General features: G+C 45.7%; 22 protein-coding genes and 3 tRNA genes. 11 read left to right on the top strand and 14 right to left on the bottom strand.

Annotation, left to right across the window (positions count from 1 at the left end; genetic code table 11):
• The first annotated feature begins 14 nt into the window (after positions 1 to 14).
• Positions 15 to 1154, top strand: coding sequence for a tRNA epoxyqueuosine(34) reductase QueG (gene queG, locus EMM73_RS03805; protein WP_127685130.1), 1140 nt, complete (start codon positions 15 to 17; stop codon positions 1152 to 1154).
• Here the strand turns inward: queG and EMM73_RS03800 are convergent.
• The 6 genes from EMM73_RS03800 to orn form a co-directional block, all read right to left on the bottom strand.
• Positions 1123 to 1353 carry a DUF1289 domain-containing protein gene (locus EMM73_RS03800; protein WP_261373318.1) on the bottom strand — a complete coding sequence of 77 codons (231 nt, stop codon included), beginning with the start codon at positions 1351 to 1353 and terminating at the stop codon, positions 1123 to 1125. The genes queG and EMM73_RS03800 overlap by 32 nt on opposite strands.
• Before the next feature lie 24 nt (positions 1354 to 1377).
• Entirely contained in the window at positions 1378 to 1872 is a 495-nt protein-coding gene (locus EMM73_RS03795) for a DUF4442 domain-containing protein (protein WP_127685129.1), read from the bottom strand.
• Between the two features lie 137 nt (positions 1873 to 2009).
• Positions 2010 to 2085 (bottom strand) — tRNA-Gly (locus EMM73_RS03790).
• A gap of 50 nt (positions 2086 to 2135) precedes the next feature.
• Positions 2136 to 2211: transfer RNA gene (locus EMM73_RS03785), tRNA-Gly, on the bottom strand.
• Between the two features lie 56 nt (positions 2212 to 2267).
• Positions 2268 to 2343, bottom strand: a tRNA-Gly gene (locus EMM73_RS03780).
• 128 nt (positions 2344 to 2471) lie between these two features.
• Entirely contained in the window at positions 2472 to 3023 is a 552-nt protein-coding gene (orn, locus tag EMM73_RS03775) for an oligoribonuclease (protein ID WP_127685128.1), read from the bottom strand.
• 129 nt (positions 3024 to 3152) lie between these two features.
• On the opposite strand from orn, the gene rsgA reads away from it, so the two are divergent.
• The 3 genes from rsgA (at position 3153) to EMM73_RS03760 (ending at position 5936) form a co-directional block, all read left to right on the top strand.
• Entirely contained in the window at positions 3153 to 4196 is a 1044-nt protein-coding gene (gene rsgA, locus EMM73_RS03770; protein ID WP_127685127.1) for a small ribosomal subunit biogenesis GTPase RsgA, read from the top strand.
• 14 nt (positions 4197 to 4210) lie between these two features.
• On the top strand, positions 4211 to 5077 hold the full coding sequence (asd, locus tag EMM73_RS03765; protein WP_127685126.1) for an archaetidylserine decarboxylase: 867 nt from the start codon (positions 4211 to 4213) through the stop codon (positions 5075 to 5077).
• Between the two features lie 175 nt (positions 5078 to 5252).
• Positions 5253 to 5936 (top strand): glycerophosphodiester phosphodiesterase, encoded by a 684-nt coding sequence (locus EMM73_RS03760; RefSeq protein WP_127685125.1) that lies wholly within the window; start codon positions 5253 to 5255, stop codon positions 5934 to 5936.
• 17 nt (positions 5937 to 5953) lie between these two features.
• Here the strand turns inward: EMM73_RS03760 and EMM73_RS03755 are convergent, their stop codons facing one another.
• On the bottom strand, positions 5954 to 6349 hold the full coding sequence (locus EMM73_RS03755) for a MerC domain-containing protein (protein WP_127685124.1): 396 nt from the start codon (positions 6347 to 6349) through the stop codon (positions 5954 to 5956).
• Between the two features lie 163 nt (positions 6350 to 6512).
• On the opposite strand from EMM73_RS03755, the gene EMM73_RS03750 reads away from it, so the two are divergent.
• The gene (locus EMM73_RS03750) at positions 6513 to 6821 is read left to right on the top strand and encodes a prephenate dehydrogenase (protein WP_127685123.1); all 309 of its coding nucleotides are present in this window, start codon (positions 6513 to 6515) and stop codon (positions 6819 to 6821) included.
• Between the two features lie 83 nt (positions 6822 to 6904).
• Positions 6905 to 7204: a hypothetical protein gene (locus tag EMM73_RS03745; protein ID WP_127685122.1), complete on the top strand. Its 300-nt coding sequence runs from the start codon at positions 6905 to 6907 to the stop codon at positions 7202 to 7204.
• Here the strand turns inward: EMM73_RS03745 and EMM73_RS03740 are convergent.
• Positions 7191 to 7724 (bottom strand): DUF3016 domain-containing protein, encoded by a 534-nt coding sequence (locus EMM73_RS03740; RefSeq protein ID WP_127685121.1) that lies wholly within the window; start codon positions 7722 to 7724, stop codon positions 7191 to 7193. The genes EMM73_RS03745 and EMM73_RS03740 overlap by 14 nt on opposite strands.
• 290 nt (positions 7725 to 8014) lie before the next feature.
• Positions 8015 to 9847: a translational GTPase TypA gene (gene typA, locus EMM73_RS03735; RefSeq protein ID WP_127685120.1), complete on the bottom strand. Its 1833-nt coding sequence runs from the start codon at positions 9845 to 9847 to the stop codon at positions 8015 to 8017.
• Between the two features lie 452 nt (positions 9848 to 10299).
• Between typA and glnA the strand changes: the two genes are divergently transcribed.
• The 4 genes from glnA (at position 10300) to glnG (ending at position 14934) form a co-directional block, all read left to right on the top strand.
• Positions 10300 to 11709 (top strand): glutamate--ammonia ligase, encoded by a 1410-nt coding sequence (gene glnA, locus EMM73_RS03730; protein ID WP_127685119.1) that lies wholly within the window; start codon positions 10300 to 10302, stop codon positions 11707 to 11709.
• Positions 11710 to 12114: 405 nt separating this feature from the next.
• Positions 12115 to 12372 (top strand): hypothetical protein, encoded by a 258-nt coding sequence (locus EMM73_RS19990; protein WP_186435119.1) that lies wholly within the window; start codon positions 12115 to 12117, stop codon positions 12370 to 12372.
• 79 nt (positions 12373 to 12451) lie between these two features.
• A complete protein-coding gene (gene glnL, locus EMM73_RS03720) occupies positions 12452 to 13537 on the top strand; it encodes a nitrogen regulation protein NR(II) (RefSeq protein ID WP_261373317.1) in 1086 nt (361 codons plus the stop codon).
• Complete coding sequence (glnG, locus tag EMM73_RS03715) at positions 13525 to 14934, top strand: nitrogen regulation protein NR(I) (protein WP_127685117.1); 1410 nt, start codon at positions 13525 to 13527, stop codon at positions 14932 to 14934. Before glnL ends, glnG begins: the two co-directional genes overlap by 13 nt.
• A 93-nt stretch (positions 14935 to 15027) precedes the next feature.
• On the opposite strand, the gene EMM73_RS03710 is transcribed toward glnG, so the two are convergent.
• Positions 15028 to 15720, bottom strand: coding sequence for a hypothetical protein (locus tag EMM73_RS03710; protein WP_127685116.1), 693 nt, complete (start codon positions 15718 to 15720; stop codon positions 15028 to 15030).
• A 141-nt stretch (positions 15721 to 15861) separates the two neighbouring features.
• Positions 15862 to 17079, bottom strand: coding sequence for a M24 family metallopeptidase (locus tag EMM73_RS03705; RefSeq protein ID WP_315851036.1), 1218 nt, complete (start codon positions 17077 to 17079; stop codon positions 15862 to 15864).
• Positions 17080 to 17176: 97 nt separating this feature from the next.
• Between EMM73_RS03705 and EMM73_RS03700 the strand changes: the two genes are divergently transcribed.
• Positions 17177 to 18049 (top strand): LysR family transcriptional regulator, encoded by an 873-nt coding sequence (locus tag EMM73_RS03700; protein ID WP_127685115.1) that lies wholly within the window; start codon positions 17177 to 17179, stop codon positions 18047 to 18049.
• Between the two features lie 265 nt (positions 18050 to 18314).
• On the opposite strand, the gene EMM73_RS03695 is transcribed toward EMM73_RS03700, so the two are convergent.
• From EMM73_RS03695 to EMM73_RS03685, 3 genes are all read right to left on the bottom strand, one after another.
• Entirely contained in the window at positions 18315 to 18830 is a 516-nt protein-coding gene (locus EMM73_RS03695; protein ID WP_127685114.1) for a hypothetical protein, read from the bottom strand.
• A gap of 278 nt (positions 18831 to 19108) precedes the next feature.
• On the bottom strand, positions 19109 to 19753 hold the full coding sequence (locus tag EMM73_RS03690; RefSeq protein WP_127685113.1) for a putative glycoside hydrolase: 645 nt from the start codon (positions 19751 to 19753) through the stop codon (positions 19109 to 19111).
• 337 nt (positions 19754 to 20090) lie between these two features.
• The gene (locus tag EMM73_RS03685; RefSeq protein ID WP_186435118.1) at positions 20091 to 20558 is read right to left on the bottom strand and encodes a Spy/CpxP family protein refolding chaperone; all 468 of its coding nucleotides are present in this window, start codon (positions 20556 to 20558) and stop codon (positions 20091 to 20093) included.
• Positions 20559 to 20596 lie beyond the last annotated feature (38 nt).

The following is a 20596-nucleotide window of genomic DNA, read 5'->3' as shown; positions in this document are numbered from 1 at the left end:
CAGCGGATCTTACTATGACCAGCACCATCAATTGGCTGCATCTTGCAGAGCAAATAAAAGTCTGGGGCCAACAACTTGGCTTTCAGCAGATAGGTATTACAGATACAGATTTAGCATCGGAAGAGGCTAAATTGCAGCAATGGCTGGATGATGGTTTTCATGGTGAAATGGAATATATGGCCGCTCATGGCATGAAAAGAGCGCGCCCTGCCGAATTACATCCCGGAACTATCCGGGTCATCAGCGCCCGAATGGATTACCTGCCAGAACATGCGCAATTTGCAGCTAATCTGGCCGATCCGTCGATGGCCTATATCAGCCGTTATGCCTTGGGCCGGGATTACCATAAGCTCATTCGCAACCGCTTAAAACAACTGGGTGAACGAATTGAAAAAGAGTTAGGGGCTTTAGGTTTTCGGCCTTTTGTTGATTCAGCTCCTATTCTGGAGCGGCCGCTTGCGATTAAGGCTGGTTTAGGCTGGCAAGGAAAACATAGCCTGGTACTCAACCAGGATGCGGGCTCCTGGTTTTTCCTTGGCGAGTTGTTGGTTGATATTCCCCTGCCTGTTGATGCTGTTCATACCGGTGACTGTGGTGCTTGTGTCGCCTGTATTACTATTTGTCCTACTCAAGCCATAGTCGCGCCTTACACTGTGGACGCCAGACGCTGTATCTCTTATCTGACTATTGAATTACAAGGCGCGATTCCAGAAGAATTCCGATCTTTATTAGGCAACCGTATTTATGGTTGTGATGATTGCCAGTTGGTTTGCCCTGTCAACAGAGCAGCAGACACCACACAAGAGCAGGACTTCCAGCGCAGACCACAGTGGCTGAATAAATCCTTACTGGATTTATGGCGCTGGACTGAAACCGAATTTCTTAAATACACCGAAGGTTCTGCTATTCGCCGAATCGGCTATCAACGCTGGCAACGGAATATTGCCGTAGCCTTGGGTAATGCGCCTTTTGACTTGGCCATTATTGAAGCCTTACAGCAACAACAACCACAGAGTGATGAGTTGGTGTCAGAGCATATTCAGTGGGCTTTGCTACAACAGCAGAAAAAAAGCCTGTTGCAGCAAAATTTATTAAGTCGCCAGACGGACAGATTAATACGGGCTATTCAGAAGGGGTTACCTCGGGATGCCTGAGGTCAAACTGGGGTTTGGCAGCCAAACGTTGTTGCGAGTTTTGTAAAATTTGTAGTTTTTGCGTGCTATCGGCGTTATGCCAGTCTTTAATTTCCTGCAAAGTACGGCCACAACCTAAACAGACGTCAGAGTGGTTTAAACAACAAATACGATTACAAGGCGATGCAGGCATAGCCGTCTCCGTGACTGAATTGATCATTGCCTGCACTACTCCATACAGTCTCTATTTTCTCTGCTTAGGCACCCAGGCCCAGACAAACTCGGCAATAACTGGCTCAACATTCACTTCATCAGTAATTTTTACCAGCATAGTGATTTCAGCTTTTTCAGTGTCACGAATAAACTTGACTTGGTCTTCAGTTAAAGACGCAGTTGCCACCAGCTTACCCGTTGCACGCTTAACGTAATTCAGCTGCATCGACTTTAATAGCGGAATACGATCGTCGGCCACATGCAAACCTACTAAAAAGCCACTGGCCGACTCACCCAGTAAGGCCATAGCAGCCGCATGCACAGAACCTATGTGGTTTTGTACTTTGGTTTTATTCGCCAGACTCAACTGCGCCTGCTGAAAATTTAATACATCGACTTTGACTGATGCAGTACCCGCGAATTTCACTGCTTTGCCAAATAACAAACTCAATAAAGGCGAGCGAAGCCAGGGCGAGTAATTATTGATTTTGGCGACATAGCGGCCAAGTTTATTGATAGCCTTCATACTGGTCTTACCTGTAGGTTTTAGTCTGGCAAAGATAGCAGTAATAAAATCAGCCAGCAAGTTGGGTTAAAGGCGAAAAATTAAGTAGGAATGTAGAACAGAAGTGAAAAAGGAAGTTTACACATGAAATGGAAATTTGGAGCGGGCAACGAGGCTCGAACTCGTGACCTCGACCTTGGCAAGGTCGCGCTCTACCAACACAACTATGCCCGCGTGGGTACTGTTGGATTAGAGTGAAGCAACTGCTGAAGAACACTTAAATTTGGAGCGGGCAACGAGGCTCGAACTCGTGACCTCGACCTTGGCAAGGTCGCGCTCTACCAACTGAGCTATGCCCGCTTAGGGGTATTACTGATTTTTTATTTCAAACTGGTTATTGGTGGACCAATTTGATTTGGAGCGGGCAACGAGGCTCGAACTCGTGACCTCGACCTTGGCAAGGTCGCGCTCTACCAACTGAGCTATGCCCGCATCCTGTTTTTTGTAATTACTCTTCTTTAGTTTGGTTATAAAGAAGATTACTAAAAAAACCGCTTCAAATGAATTTTCGTTCGAAGCGGCGCGCATTTTACAAAATTCTATGACCTTTGCAAGAGATTTTATTCAGGAATTTTGAAAAAATGCGTTTTATAAACTGCTAATTCAGCAATAGATTCCCGAATATCATCAAGAGCCAGGTGACTTGATGACTTTTTCACCAGCTTAGTGACTTCAGGATACCATCTTCTGGCCAACTCTTTGACTGTGCTGACATCCAGATTACGGTAATGAAAGAAGGCTTCAAATTCTGGCGCATACTTGACTAAAAAACGTCTGTCCTGACCTATGCTGTTACCACACATAGGCGATTTGCCTGCTGGTACATAGTCCGACAGGAAAAGTATAGTCTGTGCCATAGCAGCAGCTAAATCAGTTTCACTTTCTAAACAACGTTTAGTTAAACCACTTTTGCCATGTGTTTCAGTACACCAGTCGTCCATAGCATCTAAAACTTCTTTTGGTGTTTTAATGGCAAATACTGGACCTTCAGCCAGAATATTTAACTGGCTGTCAGTCACTATAGTGGCCATCTCAAGGATCACATCTTTTTCCGGATCCAGACCTGTCATTTCCAGATCGATCCACACCAGATTATTGTCGTTGCTCGCCATGCTTAGTACCTTTGCTTATATGCGGCCAGTTTTGCCGCTTTGTAACTTGCCCGAATAGCGGTATCATACTATGCCTTAAGCAAAGTAAAAACCGCCGCAGTCAGGCGACAGTAAAGACACAAGGCCACAGTGACCAAAAAAAAGCACCTCAATCAACGCCAGCATCAACGCATAGCTGCCAATCAGGATCGTCGTTTAGCCAGGGCTCAGAACAAAACCAACAAAAAAGAGCTGGATTCTGACTTATTGGCTGAAGCCGAACATGGCTTAGTGATCAGTCGTTTTGGTCAACATGCCGATATTGAAGATAGCTCAGGCCAGATTTTCCGCTGTAATATCCGTCGCACTATTAACTCCTTAGTCACAGGGGACAAAGTGGTATTCTGCCGTACTAAAGTACCGGGCGGTGGCCCTGAAGGCGTGGTTGAAGCTGTAGCTGAACGCGAATCTGTATTACTGCGCCCCGACTTTTATGATGGTTTAAAACCTGTGGCGGCTAATATAGATTTAATGATTATTGTCTCAGCCGTTTTACCTGCGTTTTCGCTGAATATTGTCGATCGCTATTTAATAGCGGCCGAAGCCATGCATATCAAGCCTTTATTATTACTCAATAAAATTGATTTACTGACAGATGAACAGCGTGCGGAAATCGATCAGCAACTGGCGATCTATCAAAAAATTGGTTACGAGTTTTTATTACTCAGCGCCAAAACAGGGGAAGGTACAGCGCAGCTGGACTCCTACCTGAAGCAAGGCGTCAGTATTTTTGTTGGTCAATCTGGTGTGGGTAAGTCCTCTTTAGTGAATAACCTGTTGCCTGATATTTCTGCGGAGACCCGTGAGGTGTCGGAAAACTCTGGTTTAGGCCAACACACCACCACCACAGCGCGTTTGTATCATTTACCCGACGGCGGCGATTTAATTGACTCGCCAGGTATACGGGAATTTGCTTTATGGCACTTAGAGCCTGAGCAAATAGCTTTGGGTTACCCGGAGTTTAAAGAATGGCTGGGCCGCTGCAAATTCCGTGATTGTAAACACTTAAACGATCCGGGCTGCGCTTTACAGCATGCAGTCAGCATTGGTGAAATCCATCCGGAGCGCTTTGCCAATTATCATAAAATCCTGCTCAGTATGGCGCAGGATAAACCGAATTATTTTCAACCCTGAGGTTTAAATCCACTATGGATCAAGTCAAAATCGCATTGCAATACGCTTTGCCAAAGCATTTATTGTCTCGTCTTGTTGGCTATCTGGCGGCAGCACGTTTAGGTTTTATCAGTCACGCGCTGATTAACCTCTTTATCAAAGCTTATAAAATTAATATGGCTGAAGCCCAATTTGAAAAAGCGTCCGACTACGCTAGCTTTAATGAATTTTTCACCCGGCCTTTAAAAGACGGCCTACGCCCTATCACTGCGGATGCTGATGTGGTCTGCCAGCCGGTAGACGGCGCTATTAGCCAGCTGGGTGATATTGTCGATGGTCAGCTGATCCAGGCGAAGAACCACAACTACTCTTTGCAGGCTTTATTAGGTGGTGATGCAGCTACAGCTGCTCCCTACGCCGGCGGTAAGTTCGCGACCATTTATCTGGCGCCTAAAGATTATCATCGTATCCATATGCCTATCACAGGCACCTTACGTGAAATGATTTACGTGCCAGGCGACCTGTTTTCAGTAAACCCGTTAACGGCCGAAAACGTACCTGACTTATTCGCCCGTAACGAGCGTGTAGTGACCATTTTCGACACTGAACTGGGTCCTATGGCTTTGGTGTTAGTAGGTGCAACTATAGTGGCCAGCATAGAAACTGTATGGGCTGGTACTGTGACGCCACCCACTGGTAAAGATGTATTCCGCTGGACTTACCCTGCTGCTGGGCCTCAGGCTGTGACTTTAGAAAAAGGAGCTGAGATGGGCCGCTTTAAATTGGGATCCACAGTGATCCTGGCGTTCCAGGCCGGTCAGATTGAATTTACTCACAAGCAATATCCAACAGCAGTCACCCGTATGGGCGAGCCTTTTGCTGAGATAGTCAACAAAGCTTAATCAAATAAAAAGCAGAGTTTAGTCTCTGCTTTTTATGTACAGGATGTGCGGTACGTAGTAACTGTCGGGGTGATAGCGGTCTTTCTAAATGGCAACAGTTTGGCATTTCGCCGATATCACGCCTTTGCCTCTGGCCAAGGCCGGGCTCTTGTTGCGACCTTTCTGGAGAATACAAATGCAAATTATTGCCCACCGTGGTGCCAGCGGTTTGTACCCGGAAAATACCTTACTGGCTATAGAACAAGCTCTATTGGCAAATGCTGATGGTATTGAAATTGACGTGTTTTGTGTCGAAAACACTCTGGTGGTGATCCATGACGAAAATGTCAATCGCACCACCAATGGAACAGGGTTATTGCAGGATTTTACACTCAAGCAATTACAGCAACTGGACGCAGGCTCTGGTCAGCAGGTTCCGACTTTATGGCAAGTGCTGCAGCTGGTCAACAATCAGACGCTGCTGAATATTGAGCTAAAAGGCGCAGATACTATAGAGCCTTTATTACAACTGCTCGCAAAAGCTGAAACTGAACTGGGCACAGACCCTGACAAACTGCTTATTTCTTCTTTTAATCACCATCTGCTCAAAAAGATAAAAACCCAGAAGCCCAATTTAAAACTCGGTGCTTTAACAGCCTCATTACCGCTGGATTACGCCGTCTTTGCATCAGAGCTAGGCGCCTGGTCAGTGAATTGTGATAAAGGTTTTATTAACCAACACATGGTACTGGATGCCCATCAACGCGGTTTAAAAGTTTGGGTTTACACAGTAAACGATGCGGTCACTGCCGCAAAAATGCAGCAGTTGGGCGTAGACGCAATTTTTTGCAATTATCCGCAGGAAGCAAGAGGCTGGTAGCAGCGTATAAAAGAGCGTCAGTGTTTATGGCTATCGCAGCTGTGGCACTGATTGCATAAACGTATATTTAAGACATGCGCCAGCACCACAAAAGATGCACCGACAATCAAAATGTAATGTTCGTAGTCATGGCCAAAAATATCTTTTTGCCAGTAGATAAAGCCACCTAAAAATAACGAATAGAAAGGATAAATCTTTTTGTGATAACGGTGGAAACCAGCAAACAAGGTAATAAAACCCAACGCCATTGTAATCAATAAAATGACCTGCTCAAAGGCGTGGTTATGCCAGGCGCTTAACCCTAACAGTGGCAATAAAGGCAATAATATAGGTAACATAATGCAATGGATAGCGCACAAAGATGTAATGGCTATACCTACTTTATCCAATGTATTGCGAACCTGACTTAGCACGAATCGACACTCCGATTTTGAGGGAGTGAGATAATATAACAAATCAAAATAAAAACAAACCGCCTTCCTCAATCTTTCCCAATCTGATAGGAAAGCATTAGGGCTCAATCGGCATCTGTCGCTGACTATGGCATAATGCTGAAAATTTTTTGGAGACAAAATCATGGATCAATTACTGGAACAACTGGACCACAACTTAAAAGATCTGTATCGCAAAGCTTTAGATGCAGACGCAGTGTTAGATGATATCCAGCAACAGGGTCATGGCAAATATCAGAGTATTTTTGTGAACGATAAGAGTTTTCAGGTCAGCAGCAACAGGTTCATGCCTTATTTAAGCGAAGCAGCTGAACAGGTGGCAGCGATGCGGCAGACTCAGCAATTTAATACCGCAACCTTGCAGCGAGTGGTCAAACAAATGCAGTTATTACACAAAACCTTGGCTGAATTCCGTCAAGTTATTGCAAAATAGTTTACTTTTTAAGCTGTTTATAAAAAACTATTCTAACGAAAAAAGACCCTTGCACTACTCTAACAAAGAAGAAGGAGTACGCTATGGCCACTTTAACGACGTCATTAGACAGCATCAAGCTTGAAGCAAGGCAATCAGCCTTGCTTGGTAGCCAATCTCGCCCTAAACCGGCAGCTGCACTTTCAAAAGAGCTGCAACCAGCACTGCAGCAGAGCAAACTCGAACAGACGCTCTCCAGTCTGCCGCAAGAACAACCACAAAAGGAAGAAACAAAACAGGACTCTATCCGTGTGACTAGCACTCTAGGCAAAGCGGCCTCCAGCGGTCAGTTGAGCCGGGAAGAGGCCGTTGCTATTTATCGGGAAATAGCTAATTTGATTTAGCGGTTTTCTTCGTCTCTGACGCCACTGCAATCTTGATATTGTCGTTAAACCAACGCTGCAACATTAACTTTTCATATTCAAAAGGGCCATCAAAACGGTTGACACTGCCTCTGCTCATAAAACCCATATCTTTTAATTTAAGATCTTTCTCCTCCGCTACTGTCACTTTATTTTGATCAAGCAGGGTATAGCTAAAATTAATACGAGGAATAAAAATATCTTTGATCACTCTGATTTGCTGGCCAGTCTGGGTAAACATATGGTTCACATCACCAGCTAAATCTATATCTGTTACAACCACATGCCAGCTATACCCCTCAGGCAATTCTTTGGCTAAGTCTGCAAATATTTTATCGAAGCTGGCCATAGTCCTTTTTTCAAAAGCACCACGTGCTTCGTTAGCTGGTTTCATATCCGTAAACTTTTTGTAGTCTTTGTATTCCACTTTGACTTCGCCAGCTATTGCGGAACTGATCGCTAGCATGGATAACACAGCTACTGCAGATTTAATAAAACTCATAGCACACCTCTTGTTTTGGCTCCTGCCACAGCTGGCATCAATAAAGCCAGTAGCAGGTTACTCTGAATAAATGATCCAGAAGTTCTTACTCTACAGACTCTACTATAGCTCAGTCGGTTCCCTTGCCTGAAGTGATTAATTGTGCCAAGAAGTGTTCAGATGTAATACATGACTTACAAAGCCTGACATTAGATTTTATTTGGCTCTGGCTATGACCGCGACTGTTATTTGTCTTGCTGAACACTGAAAAAAAACCGCCTGGCGGCGGTTTTTTCAACTAAAACTATTTATTAACCAGCACGACCAGCGCGTTTACGGTCGTTTTCAGTTAAGTGGCGCTTACGGATACGAATAGATGCTGGTGTTACTTCGACCAGTTCATCGTCATCGATAAACTCAAGAGCTTGTTCTAATGCATAACGGATTGGCGGAACCAGGTTGATGGCTTCGTCAGTACCAGAAGCACGTACGTTGGTTAACTGTTTGCCTTTTAAGCAGTTTACAGTTAAGTCATTGCTACGGCTGTGAATACCGATCACCTGACCTTCGTACACTTCTTCAGCATGGCTGATAAACATACGGCCACGTTCCTGCAGAGAGAAAATAGCATAACCAGCTGCTTTACCCGTAGCGTTAGAAATCAACACACCGTTCATACGCTGGCCAATTGTGCCGCCTTTGTATGGACCGTAGCAGTCGAAGCTGTGGTACATCAAACCAGTACCTGACGTCAGAGTCATAAATTCTGTACGGAAACCAATTAAACCACGGCTTGGCATGTTGAAGTCCATACGGATACGGCCTTTACCATCTGGTTGCATATTGGTCAGGTCAGCTTTACGCTCACCCATTTTTTCCATGATAGAACCCTGGTGTTGTTCTTCGACGTCAATGGTTACGTTTTCCATTGGCTCAGTTTTAACACCGTCGTCCACTCTCATGATTACTTCAGGACGCGATACTGCCAGTTCAAAACCTTCACGACGCATGTTTTCGATTAACACGCCTAAGTGCAATTCACCACGGCCTGATACTTTGAACTTGTCACCGTCTTCAGTTTCTTCAACACGTAAAGCGACGTTGTGTTTCAGTTCAGCATTTAAGCGATCTAAAATCTGACGTGACGTAACAAATTTACCTTCTTTACCTGCAAACGGAGATGTATTGACCTGGAAGGTCATAGTCACTGTTGGCTCGTCTACTTGCAGAGCTGGCAATGGATCCAGATTGTTTGGAGCACAAATGGTATCAGAGATTTTCAGCTCGCCTAAACCTGTGAAAGCAACGATATCGCCCGCGTTGGCTTCAGTGGCTTCAATACGCTCCAGACCTAAGTAACCAAACACCTGACCTACTTTAGCGTTACGTTTGGTGCCATCGGCACCAATCACTGTCACTTGCTGGTTAGGCTTTAAAGTACCGCGCTTGATACGGCCGATACCGATGATGCCTAAGTAACTTGAATAATCCAGCTGAGACACCTGAATTTGAGTATCACCGTTCAATTCAACAGCTGGCGGAGCTACGTGCTCAACAATAGCAGCGAACAAATCGTTGATATCTGTTTTTGGCTCATTGTAATCCAGCGTCGCCCAGCCATTGATGGCTGATGCATAAACGACTGGGAAATCTAACTGCTCGTCAGTTGCGCCCAGGTTGTCAAACAGATCAAATACTTGATCGATAACCCAATCAGGACGTGCGCCCGGACGGTCAATTTTATTCACAACAACAATAGGCTTTAAACCATGAGCAAAAGCTTTTTGAGTTACGAAACGCGTTTGTGGCATTGGGCCTTCAACAGCGTCAACCAATAACAATACAGAGTCAGCCATAGACAATACACGTTCAACTTCACCACCGAAATCGGCGTGACCTGGTGTATCCAGAATGTTGATGTGATAACCGTTCCAGCGTACTGAGGTATTTTTTGCCAAAATTGTTATACCGCGCTCGGATTCCTGGGCATTGGAGTCCATTACACGTTCCTGCAATTTGGCGCGGGCATCAAAAGTGCCTGACTGTTGCAGTAATTTGTCTACCAAAGTTGTTTTACCATGGTCAACGTGCGCGATAATGGCGACATTACGCAGTTTTTCGATAGCTGAAGCGGTTCCGCTCATTTATATTTCCTCTGTGGCACTAGCTGACCATAATCTTGACTACTAGGCATTGACTAAAAGTTGTTCGAATTCAAGGGCGCGTATTCTACTCTGTTTTTACGCAGAAAGAAAAAATAACTGTGTTCTGCGACGGCTTATTTTTGGCAGTACATGGGTAGATTATATATTTCAACGTATTTTAGTGACAGGGCGATGAAACTTGCTATGTTAAGGCGGAGCCTGTTTTAAAAGCACCAGTCTGGGGCCTTCGCATCAGAATGGGGCAAGATTGCACCATATTAATGCAAATGCGTGTATATCCAGGAGTCAGCTTAACGAAAAACCTTTGAAAATCATGATCATAAATCTTTGGCACAAGAATGGCATCAGAAAACTTAAATCTTTGGCCTGAGCCAGCATTATAAAAACAGGCGTTTTTTTACGCCCGTCAACAGCACAAACCGGAGGAATGCATGTCTGCATCTACAGTACTGAGTTTCATTAAAGAGAATGACGTAAGATTCGTTGATTTACGTTTTACAGATACCAAAGGTAAAGAACAACACGTGACTATTCCAGTCAGCCAAATCAACGAAGATTTCTTCGAAGACGGCAAAATGTTTGACGGCTCTTCCATAGCCGGCTGGAAAGGTATCAACGACTCAGACATGATCCTGATGCCTCAGGCAGACACCATGTTACTGGACCCGTTTTCTGAAGAAACTACGGTTAATATCAGCTGTGACGTGATCGAACCAAGCACAATGCAAGGTTACGAGCGTTGCCCACGCTCTATCGCTAAACGTGCTGAAGAGTACCTGAAGTCTACCGGTATTGCTGACACTGTATTGTTTGGACCTGAGCCAGAATGGTTTATGTTTGATGACGTGCGTTTCAAAAATACTATGTCTACCGCTTTCTTCGCTATCGACTCAGCTGAAGCTGCATGGAACTCAGACAAAGTATATGAAGGCGGTAACAAAGCTCACCGTCCAGGTATCAAAGGCGGTTATTTCCCGGTGCCACCAGTAGATCAACACCATGATATCCGTAGCGCTATGTGTGTGGTGCTGGAAGAGATGGGTCAGGTCGTTGAAGCTCACCACCATGAAGTAGCTACTGCTGGCCAGAACGAAATCGCTACTCGTTTCAATACCTTAACTAAGAAAGCTGACGAAATTCAGGTATTAAAATACGTTGTTCACAACGTTGCTAACCTGTACGGCAAAACTGTAACCTTTATGCCAAAACCTCTGGTTGGTGATAACGGTTCAGGTATGCACTGTCACCAATCATTAGCAAAAGATGGTGTAAACCTGTTTGCTGGTGATAAATATGCTGGTTTATCAGAAACTGCCCTGTACTACATCGGCGGTATCATCAAACATGCAAAAGCAATCAATGCCTTCACTAACCCTTCTACTAACTCGTACAAGCGTTTAGTACCACACTTCGAAGCTCCTGTAATGCTGGCTTACTCAGCCCGTAACCGTTCAGCTTCTATCCGTATCCCTCTGGTACCAAGTGCTAAAGCACGTCGTATCGAAGTGCGTTTCCCGGATCCGGCAGCTAACCCGTACTTAGCTTTCGTAGCTCAGTTAATGGCTGGTTTAGATGGTATTCAGAACAAGATCCACCCAGGCGATGCCATGGATAAAGACTTGTATGACCTGCCACCAGAAGAAGAAGCACTGATCCCTCAGGTTTGTGGTTCTTTAGACGAAGCTCTGGATGCACTGGATGCAAGCCGCGCTATCTTCACTAAAGGCGGCGTCATGTCTGACGCTATGATCGATGCCTACATCGAACTGAAACGTGCAGAAGCTAAGCGTGTTTCTATCGCAGTTCACCCGCTGGAATACGAACTGTACTACAGCGTTTAATCTGGCATTAAAAGCGGCAGAGAACACCCTGCTTGCAACAGCAAAACCCGCGCCTGTCGCGGGTTTTTCTTTGGTTAATATTTGAGATCTCAAGCAGGGCGCATTAGAGTAAATACAGCAAGACTATTGATCAGAAACCAGATGAAAAAGCTGAGTATCTTCTTTCTTTTTATCTGCTGCGGCACTGTCGCCCAGCAGGTCTACGTCAGCGTCGATAAAAATGGCGTCCCGCTTTATTCAGACAGGCAGCTTGCTGGGGCGCAAAAGCTAGACCTCAAAGTATCTCCTCAAAGTCAGCCCCCCCAGTTGAATAGTTCGGATCTGAGGTTTAATGCTTTGAATAGGGCTGATGCCGATACTAGGACCTATCAACTCAAAATACTAAAGCCAGAAACGGAAAGCACAGTGTTCTCGAATCAGGGTGAAGTACTGGTGCAAAGCCAAGTCATTCCGGCGCTTACCAGTCAGCATAAACTACGTTTGGTGCTGGACAACACTCAGCAAAGCCCTGTACAGCAAAGCAATACTTTTCGCTTGCTGGGTGTGGAACGTGGAGCCCATCAATTACAATTACAAGCCCTTGATCAAAACGGCAAGCTAATTGCAGAAAGTTCTGTAACAACCTTTTATTTACGCAAAACGACAATAACTTCACCAAAATAGTGCGCCCTGACGATAGTTCGTCTGATTTTACAGTACACTGTAAAAATGAAGCACTATTTTGGTGCGGTAGGTGAACGCAGTGACCCAACAAAAAAAGACGATGGACTTTTCCACCACCGACTTTACCGATCAGCTCAGTACCGCCATATTGGTATTGGATAGCCAGTTACAGGTGCAGTATTTTAATACCGCGAGTTCGGCTATGTTTGGTGTTGGTGAAAAACGCTTGGCTCAGCAGTATTTTTTCACTTTATTTCAATATACGGATTTAACGTCCAGTTTCTTTTTAACCGCGCTGCAAAATCGACAAGGTTTCGGCATCAGTGACGTGCAAGCTGTGTTACTGGATGGTCGTCATATCTTGCTCGACGTCACAGTCAATCTGATTGAGCAACCGCATTTAGCTTTGATGCTAGAACTACGTCAGGTGGACCAGCAGCGTAAAATCAGTTTGGAAAGCTTGCAGCAGCATCAGCATTTAGCCGCCCGTGAACTGATCCGTGGTTTAGCCCACGAAATAAAAAACCCTTTAGGGGGCTTGCGCGGGGCAGCGCAGCTACTTGAAGAATCGCTGAATGAGGACCAGAAAGAATACACTCAGCTGATCATCGCTCAGGCCGACAGGTTGCGTAATCTGGTCGATCGATTATTAGGTCCTTACAAAGCGCCGAGTAAACAAATATCCAATGTGCATCAGGTGCTGGAACGTGTCAGTCAGCTGGCGCAAATGGATAACCCGACCCAAGTACAGTTTGTGCGCGATTATGACCCCAGCATCCCGGACTTTTCCTTTGATCCTGAACTGATTGAACAAGCCTTATTAAATATCGTTGGTAATGCTCAACAGGTGCTGGCTGAGGGTGGTCAAATCACCCTGCAGACCCGGATTTTAAATCAGCACACTATACACGGACGACGCCACCGTTTAGTCGCGGCCATTAAAGTCATAGACAACGGTCCCGGTATACCGCCTGAAATTAAAGACACCTTATTTTTCCCTATGGTCACAGGAAAACCCGGCGGAACAGGTCTGGGGTTGTCGATAGCTCAAACCTTAATTCACCAGCATGGTGGCTGGATTGACTGCGAAAGCTGGCCAGGGCAAACCGCTTTTACTTTGTATTTACCGCTCAATAACTCTGGAGAAGAAGAATGCAGCAAGTAGTCTGGATTATTGATGATGACAATTCGATCCGCTGGGTATTGGAAAAAGCATTAGCACGGGCAGATATAGCCTGTGAAAGTTACGCTTCGGCTGACTTAATGCTACAAAGACTACAATATGAACAGCCAACTGTAGTGGTATCTGATATTCGGATGCCTGGTACTGACGGTATGGTTTTACTCAGCAAATTGCAGGACTTATCACCAGAGCTTCCGGTGATTATCATGACAGCGCATTCCGATCTGGACAGCGCAGTCAATGCGTTTAAAAAAGGCGCTTTTGAATACCTGCCTAAACCTTTTGATATCAATGAAGCTGTGTCGCTTATTCAACGGGCTTTGGCGCATAGTCAGGCCAAGCAGCCAAAACAACAGGCTGTAGTACAAACTGAAGTACCGGAAATCATCGGCGAAGCTCCGGCTATGCAGGAAGTATTTCGCGCTATTGGCCGTTTATCCCGCTCTAGTATCAGTGTGCTGATCAACGGTCAGTCCGGAACAGGTAAAGAGTTGGTAGCTCATGCACTGCATAAACACAGCCCACGTTCAGAGCAGCCTTTTATCGCGCTGAATATGGCGGCTATTCCAAAAGACTTAATAGAATCCGAGCTCTTTGGTCACGAAAAAGGCGCTTTTACCGGCGCCGCGAACCTACGTAAAGGCCGTTTTGAACAAGCAGACGGAGGTACTTTATTCCTCGATGAAATTGGTGATATGCCGCTGGACGTACAGACACGTTTATTGCGGGTACTGGCTGATGGCCAGTTTTATCGGGTCGGTGGCCATCAGGGCATCAGTGTCGATGTGCGTATTATCGCTGCAACTCACCAAAATCTGGAAATCCTGGTGTCTGAAGGTAAGTTCCGCGAAGATTTGTTTCACCGCCTTAATGTGATCCGTATTCAAATTCCCGCGCTGAAAGACCGCAAACAAGATATTCCAAAACTGGCTCAGCATTTCCTGCAGCAAGCTGCCCGTGAACTCAACGTTGAGGCAAAAAATCTGGCCCCGGAAACTGAGAAATTTTTAGCTCAGTTGGACTGGCCAGGTAACGTACGTCAGTTGGAAAACAGCTGCCGCTGGCTTACGGTAATGGCAAGTGGCAAGCAAGTATTGTTATCCGACTTGCCTCCAGAACTCACCAGTGCTCCTAAAGTCCTCACCAGCTCAACACCTGGGGGTCAACAAAGCTGGCAAGAGGCTCTGGCAGCATGGGTCAGTCAAAAACTTAACGCCGGTGAAGAAAATATTCTGGCGGAAGCTGGGCCAGAGTTTGAAAAGATTGTGCTGCAACAAGCCTTGCATTACACCCATGGTCACAAGCAAGATGCGGCCAAACGTCTGGGTTGGGGCCGAAACACTCTGACACGTAAATTAAAAGAGCTGAATATGGAATAGAAAATCCTCTTTAACCTGATCAATAAAAAAACCGGCCAGATGGCACATCACTCCATCTGGCCGGTGGGAAAACAGAGCAATCAACACACAGCGTTAAAAAGCCTCAAGTGCAACTTCTATGCTTTTGTAGTACAGCGAGGTTAAACCTTGGTAACCTGAATCTGTACCAACAAAAATCCAGACTCTGCCCTGCCCGTCACTGTACAAAGGAATGCGCTCACGGGTGGTAGTTTGTATCGTTTTCTCAGCAAATACTGAACCATCGCAAGCAGCGCCCTGTGCTGCAACGTTACCTATTACTTTGGCATCACGACCTGATTGCGATTGCTGCCCCTTGTCCAGGTTCAAATAGTAGCCCTCTTGTTTAGGCTCTCTGTCGCCAGCCCCAAACTTCAGATAAACGCTTTCACCCGGAGCGTTCGATCCGCCTGCACAATCAACACCGGCATTGGATAAAAAAGTGAGGCGAACCCTGGCGTAGTATTTTGTTGAAGGTTCCAGATTAGAAAACTGAGTTTTCAGAAACATAAATAAATCATCGCTGCGATTCATCCCTGAGAGAAAGAATCCTTTCGCTGATGCTTCACCGGGCAGAGCACGGATACCCGACTCTAGCTGGTAAATTGGCGCCTCATCAGCGGGATAGTCAGAGAAGCCTGCAGCCCAGCCCTGAGATCCGGAGTTAAAATTAAAATTGTAGGCCTTGTCTTGCCCTGAGATCAGCTCCACATCACAAGCTGAAAGGAACACCCCACTGAAAACCATCACTAAAGCCAAGCGCCGCATCTTCGATCTCCTTTTGCACAGATCCAGTCTAAGAAAAACGGCAGAAAACCATGTGACCATTTGTAATGGTTAGGTTGGCAAAAGTTAACGGATACAACCGAAGGTAAAACCAGCCGAAAAATGTGGCTGTTTTTTTTAGGCTTAAGCGAAAGGTTGATCAATACTGACGGAAGGTTGTGTAAACCAGCGAGGACCAGCCGCAGTCATATAAAAATGATCTTCCAGCCGCACCCCGAATTCACCCGGCACACAGATCATAGGTTCGTTACTGAAACACATACCTGGCGCCAATAAAGTATGTTCATTACGCACCAGATAAGGGCCTTCATGAATATCCATGCCAATGCCATGGCCAGTTCTGTGCGGTAAACCTGGTAGTGCATAATCTGGCCCTAAGCCATGAGTTTCTAATACTTGGCGCGCAGCGGCATCCACCAGACCACAAGCCATACCCAACTTTGCCGCGTTAAAAGCAGCAGCCTGAGCCGCTTTTTCTACAGCCCAGATGTGCCTCTGCCGCTCTGTTGGTACACCGAACACATAACTTCGAGTGATATCAGACACATAACCCAATAAACGACAACCCGTGTCTATTAACACCATATCGCCGCTTTCCAGATTTTTTGGTGTTTTCACGCCATGTGGATACGCCGAATCTGATCCAAATAACACAATACAAAAGTACGAACCGCTGGCACCCACTTTGCGATGAGCCTCGTCGATAAAAGCTTCGACTTCCGCAGTGCTGATACCTTCATACAGGATACTGGCAACGGCTTTGTGCACTGCCAGTGTCATATCCATAGCCCGCTGCATAATAGCAAGTTCAGCCGTTGACTTTTGTGCCCTGCAACCCTGAGTGATGACTTTACCACTGAGGATTTGTTGCTGTGGATTGGCCTGACGTAGACCTTCAAAAATAAAAAATGCGCTGCTGTCATCCAAAGCCAATACAGCATCTGCTTTATGACAAATGCGTTTCACGCTATCGAGCAGTAATTGATAGGGGTTTTCGTGCTCTTGCCAGCCCAGTACTTCGCCCTGTACCACCTGAAAACCGCTGAGCGTAGGAATTTCAAACACAGGGCTGATATACAGCAATTCAGCTTCAGCCTGCCGTTCTGCAAAAAGCAGGGCCCCCACTAACCTCTCGCTGGCATACCAGGCAGTCCCAGTGAAGTAGCTTAAATTAGTGCCAGCATTCAAATACAACACATCGATGCCGTGCTGACGCATCAACTGCTGAGCCTTTTTGATCCGAGCCTGGTATTCCGCCAGCCCTATAGGCTGTGCGCCCGCCGTCATTAGGCTTAAGCTGTCCAGCGCTTGTTGTTTGGTTTGACCACCGATCTGACTCATTATGCACTCCGCTTTTAAACTGATGTGTTGAGTATGCGACTGTGATTGCATGAATTAAAATGATATAAACTCAACAACTCATGAATTGAACTCATCTATGTTACCTCCACTGAAAGCTCTACAGGCTTTTGAAGCCACAGCACGACTAAAAAGCTTCAGCAAAGCCGCAGAACAGCTGTTTGTCACACAAAGCGCTATTAGTCATCAGGTAAAACAGCTGGAGGATTTTATCGGCCAGCCTTTGTTGCTGCGGCAAAACAAAAGTGTAGAGTTAACCCAGTCTGGCGATATGTTGTATTCAGTGGTGCGGGATTGTTTTGTCCGGTTGAACTCTGTCACTCAGCATTTATTAAATCAGCCCCCTGTACAATTAAAAATTCTGGCACAAACTTCTATTGCAGTGGAATGGCTGGCGCCCCGACTGGAATTATTTAAACAGCGCTATCCGGATTTGGACACCTTACTGGATATGGCGTCTATGGCGCACCACGCCGATGCAGAGCAGTACGATATCATCCTTGGAACCTGGCCCGCTCCAGCCGGTTTTGTCAGCCAGCAATTACGCACAGAGTTTTGGTACCCAGTTTGTGCACCGGCCCAGTTTCAGTTGTTAACTGGCGCAGAAGCAGCAGAACTGCTGGATTACCCTCTGTATAGCTCGGAAACAGGCGAAGATTGGCAGTTGTGGTGTCAGCATCAACAAGTGCGCAGCCCTGCGGCTTTGCAATTGCGTTATGTTAATCTGGCTTTGTTGGCGACGAAAGCCGTTAGCTGTGGCAGCGGCTTTGCCTTGTCGAATGATTTTATTGCAGGCCCCTCAGTAGCAGCAGGTCAGCTGATTGCTTTACGTCAGTTTAGTTATCAGTTGCCTTGGGGCCAGTATCAGCTGCATTACAAAGCCGACAGTGTGCAAGCTACTGCTGTAAAGCAATTTATTCAGTGGCTTTATACCCAAGTAACTTCAAGATGAAGAATTCAGCGGGAGATAAAAGCGCTTTAGGCAAGGCAGCTGTTGGAAGCTTTAGTGGTTCTAAAGCGACAACAGTTAACGCGGCATAAAGCGCTTTTAGACCCGCCCTTCGGGAGTCGCTGGGCGATTGCACTGCGGTGTTAGCCTGTCTCACAAGGTAGTCGACATTGCTTCGCCAGGCTGCCTTGCATTGCAAGCGCCCAGCGGCTCTGAAACTCGCATCTTGAGGTCACTTGGGTATCGAACAAGTGCAGCCACAAGAAGTTCAAAATTCGGTGCGCTGAGCGTAGGCGCGCCAGAACATCACACCACATATTAAAAACATAAAAGCCAGCACCAGTGGAAGGCTGTTCCACTTTTGCATAACAATGATGTTGTCCTCTGGCCATAACATTTTTTTATTAGTTGCCGCAGTGCGAATGCCATGAATGGAGAAGTCACCCACTTTGTTTTCAATAAAAAAGATCAGCTGATTTTCTTTATTTAAAGAGCCATACAACTGCTGGGTATTGTCACAGTCTTGCCGCTCTTGTAGTGGCAACCATTCGGTCGATAAGCTACTTTTCAGGTAAATAATACCTTTACGATCAGCACCCGCATCACAGCTCATTCCAGTTAAAACAGCAGGTACCTGCAACAAATCAGAACCATCACTTTGCACTGTGTATTTTGGATACCAGATAAAAACAGCCACTGCAGCCGCAGCCAACAAAAAACTGAACAGACTGCTCCATTTTAAACGCCGCAAACTCCAGTTCAGATAAGACAGGCTTTTTTTCATCGCTTTCCCCAAAGAGTGTAAAAGCCGCTAAGGTAGCAGTGCCGCGGGTTTTAGGAAAGCGGAAAACGGTGAGTATAGTTATAGACTCAGCACAAAACCGTCAGCAGTGCGGGTGAGCACTGCTCCGTTCTACTGGACATTACTGACCAGGCTGCTGGTGGCTTTGCTCACATTAGGTAAAATAAGGACAGCTTTTAATGGGTGTTCTTGTACTCAAGATTTTGGGGAAAGAAGCAAGACTGAAGCCTGTAGGTTCTGCTTCTCTCCGTTAGTTCTTACTATTGTACCTCGACACAACCTTTCTCGCCTTCAGCCAGTTTTTCCAAGCGTACGTTGGCGACACTCATCGTCAGTCTTCCGCTGGTTGATATAGTAAAAGCGCCGTTGATTTTGCTCAGGTCAAAATTATCACCTTTAAAACAGTTCAGAGGCAGTGGCAGAGTGAACCATTCATTCATCGGCATGGCTTTGATTAACCCATTGATTTTAAGATCTGCCCGGCAAGGATAGCCACAATCCAACCCAACATTCACATCTTTATTTGGCTTTTTCTCAACCCGCATATCGATAGATAAAGAGGCGGTATTTTTGAACGAACTGATGTCTATTGGGGCACCATATAAACCAAGATTTCCCTGGATATCCTTTTTAGGGTTCCAACTGATACGAATAGCATCGTCTTTTGCCTTAAACTCGGCTGGCACAATTTCTATTTTTCCGCCCGCTGATGCGCCTTGCCTACCCTGAAGGTTCAGGCTCCAATTAGTTGGATCGCCAAGAGAAATAGTCCTGTTAACAGGTTGTCCATTTACCATGTAGAAAAAGCGGGGATTGATACCCGAGTCCTGCGCATAAATGCTCGAAGGGACTACAAAAACGAACAGGCAGATTGCAGCAGGCAGGGCAAATCGATATGTATTCATCATAGATACCTTGTTGTTATAGCAGAAACTCAGTGGTTGAAATGTGTACAATTTTCACACTCAATGCCAAATTGTCAATAAAGGTCCATGGTAAAAAATTAAATTTTATCTGCACTCTACCTATTCGGCTCATAGTACAGCTACTGCATATAGGTTAAAGCTATAGCTTCGGCTTTTTACTGCCCTCTATAGTCGGTCAGGCCAGCTACCTGTTGCATTGATGCGCGCGACATAGGTTAGAACTTATATTCTGAACGTTATGATCAACTGATAAGGAGCTTCAGACACTAAAAAACGGCAGTCTGCTGAACAGACCGCCGTTTTCTGGTACTACAACTTAAGACTTGGCTTCAGCTCTGGCTTCTGCCTTTGCTTTGGCTTTTTCCTGCCATTTCTGTTGACGCTCTGCCTGTTTAGCTTTTTGTTCAACCGTCAGTACCTGATTGATCTCAAACTGTAATTTGGCGCGAGCCACTTCGTGATCCAGTCTGTCTTTTTGTTTAGACTCTAATAAAGCCCGCACTGCAGCTTCATCAAAAGTATCCGCCTGTACCAGAGCTTTTAACTGATCCATGTCTGGTTTTGCTTCACCACGCTTTGGCATAGTGGCGCGGTGTTGTTCCATCAGAGTTTTAATCTGATCTTTTTGCGCATCGGTTAAATCCAGCCCTTTTAAAGCTTTCATATGCAATACTGCTGCCGGACCTTGGCCTTGATGACCACGCTCAGGACCAGCAAAGCTGCTGATGCTGGTTGCGGTAACTAAACCACTGAATAATAATGCAATCACTGTAGAATGTTTCATAGTGTCTTTCCTCATTTGCCTTGTTCGGCTTTCATTGC

Origin of the sequence: Rheinheimera sediminis (assembly GCF_004005375.1) — a bacterium.
Lineage (GTDB): Bacteria > Pseudomonadota > Gammaproteobacteria > Enterobacterales > Alteromonadaceae > Pararheinheimera.
The sequence above is the reverse complement of the archived record's forward strand: the minus strand, read 5'-3'. Positions and strand labels throughout refer to the sequence as shown.